General features: G+C 40.1%; 17 protein-coding genes. 12 read left to right on the forward strand and 5 right to left on the reverse strand.

Annotated elements, in window-relative coordinates; translation table 11 throughout:
- Positions 1 to 27 precede the first annotated feature (27 nt).
- From N774_RS0101845 to N774_RS0101855, 3 genes are all read right to left on the reverse strand, one after another.
- Complete coding sequence (locus N774_RS0101845; protein WP_024859596.1) at positions 28 to 381, reverse strand: sigma factor-like helix-turn-helix DNA-binding protein; 354 nt, start codon at positions 379 to 381, stop codon at positions 28 to 30.
- Positions 297 to 2,096, reverse strand: coding sequence for a recombinase family protein (locus N774_RS0101850; protein WP_024859597.1), 1,800 nt, complete (start codon positions 2,094 to 2,096; stop codon positions 297 to 299). Before N774_RS0101850 ends, N774_RS0101845 begins: the two co-directional genes overlap by 85 nt.
- A 183-nt stretch (positions 2,097 to 2,279) precedes the next feature.
- Positions 2,280 to 2,618, reverse strand: a complete 339-nt coding sequence (locus tag N774_RS0101855; protein WP_024859598.1) for a helix-turn-helix domain-containing protein — start codon at positions 2,616 to 2,618, stop codon at positions 2,280 to 2,282.
- A gap of 129 nt (positions 2,619 to 2,747) precedes the next feature.
- Between N774_RS0101855 and N774_RS0101860 the strand changes: the two genes are divergently transcribed.
- The 4 genes from N774_RS0101860 (at position 2,748) to N774_RS0101875 (ending at position 5,094) form a co-directional block, all read left to right on the forward strand.
- Positions 2,748 to 3,176, forward strand: a complete 429-nt coding sequence (locus N774_RS0101860) for a hypothetical protein (RefSeq protein WP_024859599.1) — start codon at positions 2,748 to 2,750, stop codon at positions 3,174 to 3,176.
- Between the two features lie 2 nt (positions 3,177 to 3,178).
- Positions 3,179 to 3,775 carry a zinc ribbon domain-containing protein gene (locus N774_RS0101865; protein WP_024859600.1) on the forward strand — a complete coding sequence of 199 codons (597 nt, stop codon included), beginning with the start codon at positions 3,179 to 3,181 and terminating at the stop codon, positions 3,773 to 3,775.
- A gap of 197 nt (positions 3,776 to 3,972) precedes the next feature.
- Positions 3,973 to 4,896: a rolling circle replication-associated protein gene (locus tag N774_RS17920; protein ID WP_024859601.1), complete on the forward strand. Its 924-nt coding sequence runs from the start codon at positions 3,973 to 3,975 to the stop codon at positions 4,894 to 4,896.
- A 15-nt stretch (positions 4,897 to 4,911) separates the two neighbouring features.
- A complete protein-coding gene (locus tag N774_RS0101875; protein WP_024859602.1) occupies positions 4,912 to 5,094 on the forward strand; it encodes a hypothetical protein in 183 nt (60 codons plus the stop codon).
- A 236-nt stretch (positions 5,095 to 5,330) separates the two neighbouring features.
- Here the strand turns inward: N774_RS0101875 and N774_RS0101880 are convergent, their stop codons facing one another.
- Both N774_RS0101880 and N774_RS0101885 read right to left on the reverse strand, forming a co-directional pair.
- Positions 5,331 to 5,855 (reverse strand): helix-turn-helix domain-containing protein, encoded by a 525-nt coding sequence (locus N774_RS0101880; protein ID WP_024859603.1) that lies wholly within the window; start codon positions 5,853 to 5,855, stop codon positions 5,331 to 5,333.
- A gap of 79 nt (positions 5,856 to 5,934) precedes the next feature.
- Positions 5,935 to 6,279: a sigma factor gene (locus tag N774_RS0101885; RefSeq protein ID WP_024859604.1), complete on the reverse strand. Its 345-nt coding sequence runs from the start codon at positions 6,277 to 6,279 to the stop codon at positions 5,935 to 5,937.
- A gap of 209 nt (positions 6,280 to 6,488) precedes the next feature.
- Between N774_RS0101885 and rpe the strand changes: the two genes are divergently transcribed.
- The 8 genes from rpe to rapZ are packed head-to-tail and all read left to right on the forward strand — an operon-like array spanning position 6,489 to position 13,405.
- Positions 6,489 to 7,175, forward strand: a complete 687-nt coding sequence (gene rpe, locus N774_RS0101890) for a ribulose-phosphate 3-epimerase (RefSeq protein ID WP_242836536.1) — start codon at positions 6,489 to 6,491, stop codon at positions 7,173 to 7,175.
- Entirely contained in the window at positions 7,169 to 8,155 is a 987-nt protein-coding gene (locus N774_RS0101895; protein WP_024859606.1) for an RnfABCDGE type electron transport complex subunit D, read from the forward strand. Before rpe ends, N774_RS0101895 begins: the two co-directional genes overlap by 7 nt.
- Positions 8,145 to 8,771, forward strand: coding sequence for an Rnf-Nqr domain containing protein (locus N774_RS0101900; protein ID WP_024859607.1), 627 nt, complete (start codon positions 8,145 to 8,147; stop codon positions 8,769 to 8,771). Before N774_RS0101895 ends, N774_RS0101900 begins: the two co-directional genes overlap by 11 nt.
- The gene (locus N774_RS0101905) at positions 8,755 to 9,327 is read left to right on the forward strand and encodes an Rnf-Nqr domain containing protein (protein ID WP_024859608.1); all 573 of its coding nucleotides are present in this window, start codon (positions 8,755 to 8,757) and stop codon (positions 9,325 to 9,327) included. Before N774_RS0101900 ends, N774_RS0101905 begins: the two co-directional genes overlap by 17 nt.
- Positions 9,328 to 9,361: 34 nt before the next feature.
- Positions 9,362 to 10,564 carry a putative glycoside hydrolase gene (locus tag N774_RS0101910; protein WP_024859609.1) on the forward strand — a complete coding sequence of 401 codons (1,203 nt, stop codon included), beginning with the start codon at positions 9,362 to 9,364 and terminating at the stop codon, positions 10,562 to 10,564.
- Positions 10,565 to 10,604: 40 nt separating this feature from the next.
- Positions 10,605 to 11,564: an HPr(Ser) kinase/phosphatase gene (gene hprK, locus N774_RS0101915; protein WP_024859610.1), complete on the forward strand. Its 960-nt coding sequence runs from the start codon at positions 10,605 to 10,607 to the stop codon at positions 11,562 to 11,564.
- A gap of 41 nt (positions 11,565 to 11,605) precedes the next feature.
- Complete coding sequence (murB, locus tag N774_RS0101920; RefSeq protein ID WP_024859611.1) at positions 11,606 to 12,508, forward strand: UDP-N-acetylmuramate dehydrogenase; 903 nt, start codon at positions 11,606 to 11,608, stop codon at positions 12,506 to 12,508.
- A gap of 24 nt (positions 12,509 to 12,532) precedes the next feature.
- Positions 12,533 to 13,405 carry an RNase adapter RapZ gene (gene rapZ / locus N774_RS0101925; protein ID WP_024859612.1) on the forward strand — a complete coding sequence of 291 codons (873 nt, stop codon included), beginning with the start codon at positions 12,533 to 12,535 and terminating at the stop codon, positions 13,403 to 13,405.
- Positions 13,406 to 13,413: the final 8 nt, after the last annotated feature.

A 13,413-nucleotide genomic window follows, 5' to 3' on the forward strand; every position in this document is an offset into this window, starting at 1 on the left:
TATAGCATACTTTATGTTTTTTTTCAACTAAAAAGCAGCATTATCAAACATTTTTTTCAGTTTGCCAATGGCTTTTTTCTCCAGACGGGACACATACGACCTTGAGATACTCATTTTAGCTGCTGTCTCGTTCTGTGTATGGGGCTTACTGCCGTACAGTCCGTATCGGTAGATGATAATATCCAGTTCACGGCTGTCAAGACATTCGTTCAGAAAGCTGTAAAGCTGTCGGGAGCGTATGAGTATATCCACCTGTTCGTGTATGTCGATGCCATCGTCGATAAGGTCCATGAGAGTCAGAGCATTGCCGTCCTTGTCAGTCTCAACGGGCTCGTTGATATAAACATCGCCTGCTGATTTTTTTGCGGCACGGAACTGCATGAGTATCTCATTTGCAACCCTATCGCTGCGGCTTTAGGAGGAGGTTCGTCTGAAAGGTCAATTTCTGAATCATCAGAACCAAAAAAGTAGATGTGAGCATTTTCGCCGTCCCATACGATTTTGTGTATGATACTGCGGAGAGCGTTTCTTTTTTGCTCAACTGTCATATTATCAATGTAGTTAGATGTATTTGAAAGCATTTCAGAAAGAATTTCAAAATCTTGCTCTGATGTGGCTGTAGTGTTTAATATTTCCATATACTCAGATATTTGTTTTTCGATTGCTTTAATATTTATGTCAATATCATTTATTTGTTTCAAAATGTACGTTGAAGCTGCTGAGTCTTGAGCTTGTGCAAGTGATTGCAAAAGATTATTGATTTGTGTATCGTATTTTGTTTTTGATTTTCTTAAATCTTTTAGTGTTTCTTGATAGGTTTCGGTGTTGTAATCAATATTTCTGATTCCTTGTTTTAAATACTTCATAAATTCGGATTCTACTGACGATAGTTTCTTTATTTCTTCACAAATAAGACGATCTATCTTATTTCCGTTTGGACGTTTCATATTGCATTTCTGACTTTTACTTTTTTCTTTAAGCTCGCAAACGTAATCATAAATCAATTCTCCGCCGCTATTTCGTCTTTGAGAGAGTTTGGGACGCATAAAGCTACCACAGTTGCCACAAATTAATAAACCTGATAACAAAGCGACATTACTTCTTGGCTTACGATAAGACTTTGAATTGTTTTGATTCAGCAATTTCTGAACTTGAACCCAATCTTTACCTTTTATAATTCCCTTATGTTTGCCAACTGAGATAACCCAATCCTTTATGTCATTTATCAAATTAGCTCTTCCTGTTTGCTGATTTGTTTTATTGTATATCATCATTCCGTGAATACAATCGAATTGTTCTTTGTCAGCATAAATTGTAGCGCCTTCTACCGTAAAGTAATTCCATGCTTGCTCATCAGCGATTAGGTATACAGGATTTCTTAAAATACTTCTTAATGTAAATCGGGAAAAAGAATTATTACGCTTTGTAAGAATATCATTTTGAATAAAATAGGTTTCTGTTTTTGTTAGTGATTTGTATTCCAGAAATTTTGAGAAAATAGTTTTTACAACTCTTGCTTCTTCATCAACTAATAAAAGCATTCTTGCCTTTCGTGTTTTTCCGTCAGTAGTAGTGCTTCCAATTGTTTCCTTACTAACGTAACCTAACGGTGGATTGCCTCCAAGCCAGCGTCCGTCTCTTGCAAGGAAAAGCATATTATCACGGATACGTTCTGCAATAGTTTCACGTTCAAGCTGAGCAAAAACCATTGTCATATTAAGCATTGCACGTCCTGTAGAAGTATGGGTATCAAAACTATCATTAACTGCTGCAAATTCAATTCGGTAATATTCCAGTTCATCATAAAGCTTCATAAAATCAGAAAGACTTCTGCTGATTCTGTCAAGCTTATAACAAACGATCCTGCGTATATTGTTTTGTCTGCATTCATTTAACATTTTTTGAAATTGGGGACGATTGGTGTTACCACCTGAATATCCTTCGTCTTCAAAAACAACTATATCTTCCTCTTTTGTGTCAGGATAAAATCTTTTAAGGTAATCTTTACATGAATCAACCTGACTTTCAATACTTTCACCCTTACCAGTGAATTTTGATTTTCTTGAATAAATAGCGGTTTTACGTAAGTCTGCCATAGTAGCCTCCTTAAAATAGTGGATAAGTTATGTATCATTGCGGCTTTTACCCCTAAGACTATTATACCGCAAATTTGCTTAATTTGCAACACTTTTAACGAAATTAGATTAATTATTTTGCAAATAATGTGGAAATAGTAATAAAAAAGTCCTACGATGTGTTATTTCATCATAGGACTTATTTTATAATTCATCAATTTTATCTGCTATCGCTCGAATGATAGTCAGAAAAGTCTTTACTTTTCGTTTATCCTTGTTTTGAAGTATGGAATTAAGTGAAGTAAAAAGATTTTCGTCGGGAGCAATGGAGTCAAAAATCAGATAGTCAGTGCTTATATTAAGTGCCTGTGCGATTCTGAAAAGTGTATCAAGAGAGGGGATTCGTGTACCTCTTTCAATATGACCTATATGTGCAGTAGAAAGCTCGCATATTTCTCCGAGCTGTTCCTGCGTAACATGACGTTCTTTTCGTGCCTTGCGAATACGCATTCCAAGTGCGACGTAATCAAGTTCTTTTTCCATAGCTTCACTCCCTTACTCTTTTATTATACATTATTTACAAAACGGAATAAATTAATTTGTAGCATTAAATATTGACTATAAGTATTAAAAATGTTATAATTAAGAAAATAAAATTAGGGGGTATGTACAATGAAGTTTTATGGTGTTGGTGTAAAGTTAGGAGCTTATACCGATAATCCAATCGACATTTTGCAGGAATGTATTGACAATAATGTTTGGTATATGGGCTTTGAGAAAGATGTAAAGCCAAATTATGAAAGCGTTATTGCTGACATTCAGAAAGGCGATGTGGTTTTTGCAAAATCCCTTCACCAAGCAACGAAAAATGAAATGAAAATAAAGGCTATCGGAATTGTAACTGATGAGCCAATGCCTGCTTCTTATAGTGTCAATACAGGATTGAGCGTTCTTTGGATAAAAAGCTTTTCGCCGCCTATAAATCTTGCCTATATGAATATCAATTTTATTGAGCATATCAATAGAAGAAACACTGTTTTTCTTGAAACAGATGAACGAATAATCGAAGAAATCAAAAGATTAATTAAAATGGGGGTATAAAAATGATCTGTAAAAAGTGTGGAAAAGAAATCAATGACGGTATAGATATGTGTCCCGAATGCGGTACAAATGTTAATGGTATGCCTAATCAGCCTAATTTAGTACAAGTATCGGAGAAGCCTAAGAAAAAGCATAAGGGTTTGATTATTATAGGATACATTTTTGCTTTATTATTAGCCGTAATAATTGTTATTGCTATTTTTGGTGATGATGAAAGTGATAAAATAGGTTCATCTGATACGAAGATTTCATCAAGTTCAGAATCAGAGGAGTTTTTTAAAGAAACATTTGGCGATACAGAGGAAAATGTAATAAAAACGCTTGCAATATCGAAAATTAAGGAAAATCTTGAGTATGATTCAGAAGTTTATGATGTAAAAATTCTTGATAAAGACAGTAATTATAACTATATTGTTCGTGGATGGACTAAGAGCCCTGACCTAATAGCAAAATGGTGGACGGTTATGATAAAACTTGATACTAGTACAGGAAAAATGACTACATATACAAAAGGTGAATTTACTGAAAGTGATGCATGGATAAATAAATATAAAACAGAAAGTGAATATGGTTGGGGAAAAGAAAACCATATTGAATAGACATATGCTTTAAGCACTTCACGATAATGTGGAGTGCTTATTTTTATGTCCTTTTACTTGATTTATTAGGCTACATCAGCGGAAAAATTTTTAATCATTTTGTTTTTTCTAGTAATTGAATTTTGAGTGCCTGAAGTATTTAGAAATTGTAATCAATGTGATTATGGTTTACTAAATCATGAAAAGAGGGCATTTTTATGGAAAATGCAAATATGAAATTCTTTACTCGTAAGGCGTATGACTATGAACCCAGTGATAATGCAAGTATCACGTTATACAAGTGTGGTCATATTATCGAGGGCAGATTGGTTGAACGTAAATCTTATAATCTCGGTAGGTTGAAACGTCAAAGTAAGGATTTGTATGTTGATACTGAAACTGGTGAAATAGGACAGTATCAGCATGATTTAAGCAAAAATACCATAAGAAAGATGAAAAGATCTTTTGAAAGACTTCGTATGATTATAAATACGAACTTTTTCGCTGAAATTAATGAACGTGCTATTGTATTGACTTATGCTGAAAAAATGGAGGATTTTGACAAAGCGTCAATAGATTTCAAGCGCTTTTGGGAAAAATTCGTATATCACTATAGTGACTTAGAGTATATCCGTGTAATTGAGCCACAGCAAACAGGGAGCTGGCATATTCATGCACTGGTGAAATCAACGGAATATAGAAATCTTTATATTCCGATAGCTGAAATTACAAAGATTTGGGGACATGGTTTTGCTTACATTTCTCCAATGACGGGAAATGATAATATAGGAGCATATTTTACAGCCTGTTTTACAAATCTTGACGTGTTTGAAAAAGAATCAGAAGAACCAAATAAAAGGAAGTGTATAATTAAGGGCGAGAGATTGCGCTTTTACCCACCAAATAAAAAGTTTTATGCCTGTTCGAGAGGAATAAAAAAGCCTCAGCGTATAAGTATGACCTTTGGCGAAGCAAAGGAAATGTACAATTTTGAGAATTGTAATTATAAAAAAGCCTATGAAGTTATTGAAAAGAATCCAGATACAGAAGTTGAAAAAGTTGTAAATCATACAATGAGAATTCAAATCAACTTAAAATGTAAGAAAAAGCATAACGGACATACTGGCAATAATAAGCTGTAATATGGGGGTAAGAGTATGAAAATAATTCCTCATTATCCAAAAACAGCAGATATTCAAAAAAGGTTATGCAGTAATTTAGCTGAGTTTTATGCAACAACAGCGATTGAAAGGATTCAGAAAATGAATCTATCCGAAGAAGAAACAAAAAAGCTTATTACAATGATTTGTGATAAAATTGTAGTGAAAAGCAATACATAAATCGACAAAAGACGGAGCGTTACAACTCCGTCTTTCTATTTATTGCAAGTAATGGGAATGAATAAGCCTGAAACTTTGATAGCTATGTTAAAAAGGCTATTTGCATTGATAACGGATTCAAATTTATTTATTAATTTCATCTTCCTCTTTTCACGCCTCTCAGAGCTTCTCTAAAGCGTTTGATTTTTAAGGGCAAACGGGTTCGCGAAAAGAACTGCAAGCTGTTCACGAGCCTGTCAGACGTTATGGAGCGCGTTTAGAAGTTCGGAAAGCTTTTTAAAAGTCTTTTTGGGAATTATAGACTTGTCCTGCTCCCATTTTTTGAGAGTTCCGAGAGGCGTTTTCATATTTTGAGCTAACTGGGATTGTGTAAGCTTCATTGACTTACGCAGTCCCTTTATTTGTTTTCCTTGTCCACTGTAAAGAAAAGTGTTATAGTCATCAAGAAGTAAAGAGATATCAATGTTAAATAAAGCTGCTGCTTTTGAAAGTTTATCCAACGGGTAGGCTTCGAGAATGTTATCTTCATAACGAGAGTAAGTTGTTCTGTCTACGCCTATAACCTTAGCAACTTCTCGCTGTAATAATCCGTTGTTGATACGATACCATTTGAGCTTGTCCGATACTGTTTCAAGTTCATCTGGAGCAGGTGAGTTCTGCAAGAATAACTGCGATCTTGTAAGGTGACGGTTATTGATAAAGCGTATTGTATGGAGAAACAGGGGAGCGTATTTGATAATACCGTTGTATTTCTTATACATGATGAAGAAATTGTTGCTGATTTTGTGATAAATTCGCCAAATATTGGAAAAGGCTCTCGAATTGCTTCCTATTGAGTTATTAGAGCCGTAATGATAGTGTTGCTTTTTCAATGCATCTGCTTGCATATGTGGCAAATTTAGCTCCCTTTGAGTAGTCAAAGGAGGAGACAGCCTTTATAAGACCTACTGTACCTACGGATATAAGTTCATCCTGTTCGTCTGCTCCCGAGGCGTATTTTTTGACGATATGAGCAACAAGTCGGAGATTGTGCTCAATAAGCCTGTTCCTTGCGGAGCTGTCACCCTTTGACATAAGTTCAAAGCATTCTTCCTCCTCTTTTTTGGAAAGGGGCTTGGGAAAAACGGAAGAGCTTTCGATATGCAGGGCGAAAAAGAAAAGATTCCGCAGCAATTCAATAAACATAGAATATCACCTCATTAAGCTGGATAGCTAATAATATGTTTGAATGCATGGACTTTATAAAAAATAAAAGCATTTAACATATCCTAAAAGCAATTTGATCAAATAAAAATAAAATAAAAAACAATTTATCTGTATTGACGTTGAGGAATAAATATTATATAATAGATGTGTATGGTTTTTGAAAGGAAGACTTTTGTCGGTACTTTCAGATGAGTTATATCGGAAGAAGTGATAAATTGAAAAATTATGTTTCGGCTTCTGTGCTGAGCGCAGATATGCTTGAACTTGGCAGAGAGATAAAAAAGCTTGAGGATAACGGCATAGATATGCTTCATTTTGATGTTATGGACGGTATCTTTGTCAATAATATAACCTTCGGACTTCCTGTACTTCAGCAGGTAAGAAAGGTCACGGATATTACCCTTGACGTTCATCTTATGATAGCCGACCCTCTGAAATATGTTCAGCGTTTTGCTGAAAGCGGTGCTGATATAATATGCTTTCATATTGAAAGCGACAGCGATACTCTTGAAACTATCAAGACAATAAGAAGCTGCGGAGTCAGGGCGGCGCTTGCAATAAAGCCTGCAACTTCCGCCGAAAGCGTCTTTGAGTATCTGCCTTATCTTGATATGGTGCTTGTTATGACAGTTGAGCCCGGCTTTGGCGGTCAGAGCTTTATTCCCGAGACTCTCGATAAGATACGCGCTATTCGTCAGAAGATCACAGAACTCGGACTGAACGTCAATGTTGAAGTTGACGGCGGCATCAACGGTACAACATCTGCTGCTGTCCGTGAGGCAGGTGCAAATGTTCTGGTATCGGGAAGCTATCTTTTTGCTGCCGATAATATGGCTGAGGCTGCAAAGGCTCTGAAAGAAGATATGTCATGCTGAAAAAAGCGAGAAAAGAACGCCTTATATGGCTTGATATTATGCTTACGCTCCTTACTCTGGAGCTGATGTCCTATTTCTATTACGGAATGCGTTCTGTTGTTCTTGCAGGAGTTTGTGTGGCGGTTTCGGCTGTTGCAGAGTTCATATCTCTTCGTATCATGAACAGAAAATTCACGGCTGATGACCTGACCTGTACATCTGATGCGCTCATACTTGCTCTAATGATGCCTGTGGTCATGGACTATAAAGTGGCAGCCTTAGCAGTGCTGTTTGCCATTATTGTTGCAAAGAACGTCTTTGGCGGCAGGATAAACATGATCTTTTCTCCTGCGGCAGCAGGCTATGTATTTTTGCTTACATCGTGGGGCAGACAGCTTCTCCAGTACACTGAGCCATACACAAAGACAGGAATATTCGATCACCCGACTTCGCTGGTCAAGTCGGCTTCATATGTTTTTAATACAACAAGAGTTTTCTCCCATACGGATTTTGAACTGCTGCTGGGTAATTTCAGCGGACCATCGGGCTCTGTAAGCGTGCTGCTCCTATGTGTTGCCGCAGTCGTGCTCATGTTCAGAAGAAGTATTTCCGCAGGAGCCTTTATCGGAACCGTTTTCGGCACAGGCTTTTTTGCGGTAGTTACACCTGTTCTCAGTTCAAGAGCGGCTTCCCTGAAGTATTCTCTTGTGCTGAATATGGTACTATTTTCGGCGATATATATAGTTTCCGATGTAAGAATAGCTCCCAAGCGCAATTACTATGCTTTTTTCTACGGACTGTTCATCGGAGTCATTTCCTATGTGCTTGTTGCTACAGGCGTAAAGGAAAACGCCATTATTATCGTATCTGTGCTGTTTACTCCCATAGCTCTCGGCTTTAAAAATCTCGAAAAGAAGATAGAGCTTGCGGAAAAGGAACACGCGGAAACTGTAGCGGCTGAAAACGCCAACGGAGAGGGGGCAGCTGTACATGGTCAATAAAAAGCTGCTCGGCGGAGTCCTTGGGGATAATATCGTCCTGTCGGGACTTATGGTCATATCTCCCGTGATAATCTGCGGAGATACGCTGAAAAACGCCGAAGCTCTCGTGTATGCCTTTACGGCAATAACCTTTATTTCGGTTGTGCTTGCTTCATTTGTACCCCAAAAGCTTCCGTATACCGTAAAGGTCATACTATATGCAATAATTTCTGCCCTTGTATTTATACCTGTAAAGCTTGTGACACGAGAATTCTTCCCGGGAGTTATAGAACGCATAGGCATTTATTTTCCGCTGCTTGCGGTTAATTCACTTATAGTCTTTCAGACGGAAGCAAAGTTCTTCCGCATGAAAAGGCTTGATATGATAATATCCCTTGTATTCTGTATCCTCGGATTTGATGCGGTAATGCTCATTACGGGCGTGGTCCGCGAGCTGTTTGCATACGGCACCATAAACAGCAGGATAGTTGACGTCAATACGCTTGTGAGCGGACTTTCACAGCCATTCGGCGGCTTCATATTCTTAGGACTTATGTGCGGAGCATACAGATTCATTCGGGGACTTGTCTCAAAAAATAACGAAGTAAGGAGTAATGCTGATGTTTCTGATAGATGAACTTATAGCGCTCCTTGCGGCTAATCTTATATTATCTCAGGCGCTGGGCACAAGTACCATGTTTATAGCGGCTGACAGCAAGAAAAACATGATTGCCACATCGTGCGTCATTACAGTTTTCACCACACTCGGTTCGGCTGCGGCTTATTTGATAGACAGCCTGCTGCCGACCTCTGCTGCTGATCTGAGACTGCTGTTCTATACGGCAGTTATCGGGATACTGTATATCATTATGCTGACTGTGTCTTATTTTGCGGGAAGAAAATGGTTTGCGGACTTCCGCAAATATATCCATGTTTCCGCTTTCAACTGCGCTGTCATGGGAACGCTTTTTACCATAAGCGGCAGAGCAGAAGACTATAGCATTGCTTTTGATCTTGGCGGATATGTTTTCGCAGGATTTGAAGCAGGTCTGGGCTTTATTGTAGCGGCACTGATCCTTGCTGCTGCATATCGCAAGCTCAATTCGGCAAAGGTACCTGCATCGTTCAGAGGATTCCCTGCAATGCTTGTATATCTTGGGATCATTTCAATGGCAGTATATTCGCTTAAATAAAAGCAATATACTGATATTATAGGAGAGTTATTAAATGAAGTTTAAAAACAAAGGAAGAAAGATCTATAAGACCAAAGAAAAGAATTACTACGGCAAAAGTCCTGTGGGAAAGGCTTTTTCTGTAGGTCTTACTGTTCTTCTTATAGGCGGTATCGGCTTTATAGGCTACAGTGTTGCCGAACCGCTTATAAATTACTCTAAGAAAAAGGGCGATAACGCAGACAGCTCTGCTGTTCTTTCGGCTACGGAAAGTATTACCGATGAAAACGGCGAGCCTGTTGAAGATAATACAGAGCCTGCTGTACCGCTGCCTCTGGACGCGGAAAAGTACAGAGCCTATGCCCTGAGCACAAATGATCTGATAGGTACAGATACCCTAAAGGACGCTCTCAAGCGTATACCTCAGGGTGAGAGCATAGAGTTTGTAGAGGTTCCGCTGAAAGTCGGCGGCGGCGATATTTATTACGCTTCAAACAACTATTACGCAACGTCGGCAGGTCTGGTGCGTTCATATATCAGGCTCAAGGACATAGTTTCAACTATAAGTGATGCAGGGTATAAGCCTGTTGCACTTGTTAGCACCTTCAACGACAATACGCTCCCGAAATACTTCCGTGATATGAGCTATATCACAGTAGATGACGGTTCACAGTGGATCGACAATACCGTTGAGGCAGGCGGAAAGCCGTGGATGAATCCTTTCTCGGAAACCGCCGTAAGCTACAACAGTGACATTGTTGAGGAGATATCATCGGCAGGCTTTAACAAGGTGGTATGCTATGATTTCATCTTCCCTGATTTCCGTCCCTCTGATGTTGAATATCTTGGAGACAAGGTAACAGGTCCTGACAGATATATGGCGCTTACATCTGCTGCAAACCTTATGTATGACAAGATAATGCATAACGGAGCCACCATGCTTCTTGAAGTTGATGCGGCTGACCTTTTAAAGGGCAAGGACGATGTTCTGCAGCCCATGCTTCTTAAAGTAAATACTGTTGTTCTGAATATAGATATGGACGCTATCAGCTACGGAGTCTATACACTTGACACTGTGTATGAGTTTAACGGTACTCCTGCTGAAAACGTAAAGAAAATGCTTGACCTTGTGAGCGATGACGTTGAGGATTTCAACGTAGCTGTTCGCGTTTCTGGCGATACGGTAAGTACACAGGATCTGCTTGATGCAAAGGAAGAAATAGTCGATTACGGATTCGATTCATATGTACTCGGCTAAAAAATAATTCCCGACTGCTTGTCGGAGACAGGAGTTTATTATGGCTGATAATTTCAAGGTGTCGCTTCAGCGTATTATGGATGAATTCAAGCTTGAAGCAATTTATGTGCCGAAAGATCCAAACGAGATAATGATCGATGAGAATGACGTAAACCGTCCGGGACTGCAGCTCATGGGCTTCTATGAGTACTTCAACCCTGAGCGTATCCAGATAATCGGAAAAATGGAATTCGCTTACCTTTCAACTATTGATGAAAAGACAAGAAGAGAGCGTCTGCAGTGTCTCTTCTCAAAGCGAATCCCTGCAATAATAATCACAAGAGAGCTTCCTGAATTTGCTGAAATGAGAGAGTTCGCAAGTCAGTATGAGGTGCCGCTTCTCAGAAGCAAGGAGAGCACGTCCAATTTCATTGCAGCTCTTATCGCATTCCTTAACCTTACACTTGCTCCGAGAATAACACGTCACGGTGTTCTTATTGAAATATACGGCGAAGGCGTATTCATCACAGGCGAGAGCGGCGTAGGAAAGAGCGAGACAGCTATCGAGCTTGTAAAGCGCGGTCACAGACTTGTTGCCGATGACGCTGTTGAGATCAGAAAGGTGTCAAATATCAGTCTTGTGGGAAGCTCACCTGATAATATCCGCCATTTCCTTGAGCTCCGCGGTATCGGAATCATCAATGCAAGACGTCTTTTCGGTATCGGTGCCGTAAAGATGACAGAGAAGATCGACCTTGTAGTAGAGCTTGAGCAGTGGAAGTCAGAAAAGATATACGACCGTATGGGCGTAGATACCGAGTTTGTAAGCCTTCTCGGCGTAAAGATACCGTCTCTTACCATACCTGTTAAGCCCGGACGTAACCTTGCAGTCATACTTGAAGTTGCAGCCATGAACAACAGACAGAAGAAAATGGGCTACAATGCTGCCCGCGAGCTTCTGAACAGACTTGGAATGGAGTCCGACCCCAAGGAAGTTGTGCGCGAGTACGACGCATTCTGATAATGCAGATACATAATTGAAAGATTCAGGGGGAAACTACTTTGGATATCAATGGATTGACTAAACTATGCGAAAAGCTCGGGTGCAGGATAACTCCCGAGGTATCGCTTAAAGAATATATAACCTTCAAATTTGGCGGTCCCTGCAGGGCACTTATCAATGTTAATTCTGCAATGTCAGCTGCCGAGCTTATAAAATACATGAAGCAGAACAGTATCAAGTACGGTATCCTCGGCAGAGGAAGCAATGTACTTGTTTCCGATGAGGGCTTTGACGGTGTGATACTTCTTTTCGGAAGCGATTTTGCACGCATCGAGGCTAAGGGTAATACAATACGCTGCGATGCGGGAGCTCTTCTTGCATCTGCCTGTGTACGCGCCCAGCAGCTCGGTCTGAAAGGTATGGAAAACCTCTTCGGTATCCCGGGAACTGTAGGCGGTGCACTGTACATGAACGCAGGCGCATACGGCAGCGAGATGAAGGACGTTGTAGTCTGTGCTGAGTACATTGATGAGGACTGCAATATCAAAACCATAAGCCGCGACGATATGGAGCTTTCATACCGCAGCAGCTTTTTCTCAGGCTCGGACAGAGTGATAACCTCTGTTACAATGGAGCTTGAATCGGGTGATCCCGATGAGATAAAGGCAGCCATGTCGGAATGTATGGCAAAGAGAAGCTCTAAGCAGCCTCTTGATTATCCAAGTGCAGGAAGCACATTCAAGCGTCCCGAGGGAAGCTATGCATCACTGCTCATAGATCAGTGCGGACTTAAAGGACTGACCTGCGGCGGTGCAATGGTAAGCGAAAAGCACAGCGGATTTGTAATAAATAAGGGATATGCGACCTGTGCGGATGTTCTTGAGCTCTGCGAAAAGGTCAAAAAGATCGTAAAGGAGAAAACAGGCTTCCAGCTGGAGCTTGAACCTGTGATCCTCAGCTGATCTTTAGTAATTAAGGAGAGAATTATGCAGTTACTGATCGTAACGGGTATGTCAGGCTCGGGAAAATCAAGTGTTATGGACGTTATGGAGGATATCGGCTTCTACTGTATGGACAATATACCGCCCAAGCTCATAACACAGTTCGTTGACCTGTGCAGGCAATCTGAAACTGATATAAATAAGATAGCCGTAGCTGTCGATATACGTACAGGCGAAATGTTTGCGGAGATATACCAATCGTGGCTGGAACTGAAGCGCCACCCCGATGTTGACGTAAAAGTTCTGTTTATCGAAGCAACTCACGACGTACTGCTGCAGCGTTATAAGGAAACACGCCGCAGACACCCCCTTTATGATAAATTCAACGGAAACATACATGAAGCCATAAACTATGAATGGACACAGCTTTCTCAGCTGCGTGAGATAGCGGACTACTACATAGAGACGTCCAACTTTACAACTTCGCAGCTAAAGGAGCAGGTAAAGTCCATTTTTCTTGAAAAGAGCTCTGATTCGCTCATTATCAAGGTAATGTCCTTTGGCTTTAAGTACGGAGTCTCTACCGAGGCTGACCTTGTGTTTGATGTTAGGTGTCTGCCGAATCCTTTCTATATCGAGGAGCTCCGCAACCATACGGGCTGCGACAGCTGCGTCAGGGATTATGTTATGGGCTTTGGGCAGTCGCAGACTCTTTTTGACAAGCTTAAAGACCTTATCGACTATCTTATACCCCTTTATGTTCAGGAGGGAAAGAGCCAGCTTGTAATTGCTTTCGGCTGTACAGGCGGAAAACACCGCTCCATAACCTTTGCCGAGCTTATGGCTGATCATCTTATTGAAAAAGAATACAAGGTGCAGAAGTACCACCGCGATATTACTAAAGACAAAAAATTCTGAGTGGGGAG

Source organism: Ruminococcus flavefaciens AE3010, from assembly GCF_000526795.1.
Lineage (GTDB): Bacteria > Bacillota > Clostridia > Oscillospirales > Ruminococcaceae > Ruminococcus > Ruminococcus flavefaciens_D.

Coding starts and splice junctions, on each gene's coding strand:
- N774_RS0101905 (WP_024859608.1), top strand. CDS start 8,755: ATGTTTCTGATAGATGAACTTATAGCGCTCCTTGCGGCTAATCTTATA.
- N774_RS0101895 (WP_024859606.1), top strand. CDS start 7,169: ATGCTGAAAAAAGCGAGAAAAGAACGCCTTATATGGCTTGATATTATG.
- N774_RS0101885 (WP_024859604.1), bottom strand. CDS start 6,279: ATGTTTATTGAATTGCTGCGGAATCTTTTCTTTTTCGCCCTGCATATC.
- N774_RS0101865 (WP_024859600.1), top strand. CDS start 3,179: ATGATCTGTAAAAAGTGTGGAAAAGAAATCAATGACGGTATAGATATG.
- N774_RS0101900 (WP_024859607.1), top strand. CDS start 8,145: ATGGTCAATAAAAAGCTGCTCGGCGGAGTCCTTGGGGATAATATCGTC.
- N774_RS0101880 (WP_024859603.1), bottom strand. CDS start 5,855: ATGTATAAGAAATACAACGGTATTATCAAATACGCTCCCCTGTTTCTC.
- N774_RS0101855 (WP_024859598.1), bottom strand. CDS start 2,618: ATGGAAAAAGAACTTGATTACGTCGCACTTGGAATGCGTATTCGCAAG.
- N774_RS17920 (WP_024859601.1), top strand. CDS start 3,973: ATGGAAAATGCAAATATGAAATTCTTTACTCGTAAGGCGTATGACTAT.
- N774_RS0101875 (WP_024859602.1), top strand. CDS start 4,912: ATGAAAATAATTCCTCATTATCCAAAAACAGCAGATATTCAAAAAAGG.
- rpe (WP_242836536.1), top strand. CDS start 6,489: ATGAGTTATATCGGAAGAAGTGATAAATTGAAAAATTATGTTTCGGCT.
- N774_RS0101850 (WP_024859597.1), bottom strand. CDS start 2,096: ATGGCAGACTTACGTAAAACCGCTATTTATTCAAGAAAATCAAAATTC.
- hprK (WP_024859610.1), top strand. CDS start 10,605: ATGGCTGATAATTTCAAGGTGTCGCTTCAGCGTATTATGGATGAATTC.
- N774_RS0101860 (WP_024859599.1), top strand. CDS start 2,748: ATGAAGTTTTATGGTGTTGGTGTAAAGTTAGGAGCTTATACCGATAAT.
- N774_RS0101845 (WP_024859596.1), bottom strand. CDS start 381: ATGCAGTTCCGTGCCGCAAAAAAATCAGCAGGCGATGTTTATATCAAC.
- rapZ (WP_024859612.1), top strand. CDS start 12,533: ATGCAGTTACTGATCGTAACGGGTATGTCAGGCTCGGGAAAATCAAGT.
- N774_RS0101910 (WP_024859609.1), top strand. CDS start 9,362: ATGAAGTTTAAAAACAAAGGAAGAAAGATCTATAAGACCAAAGAAAAG.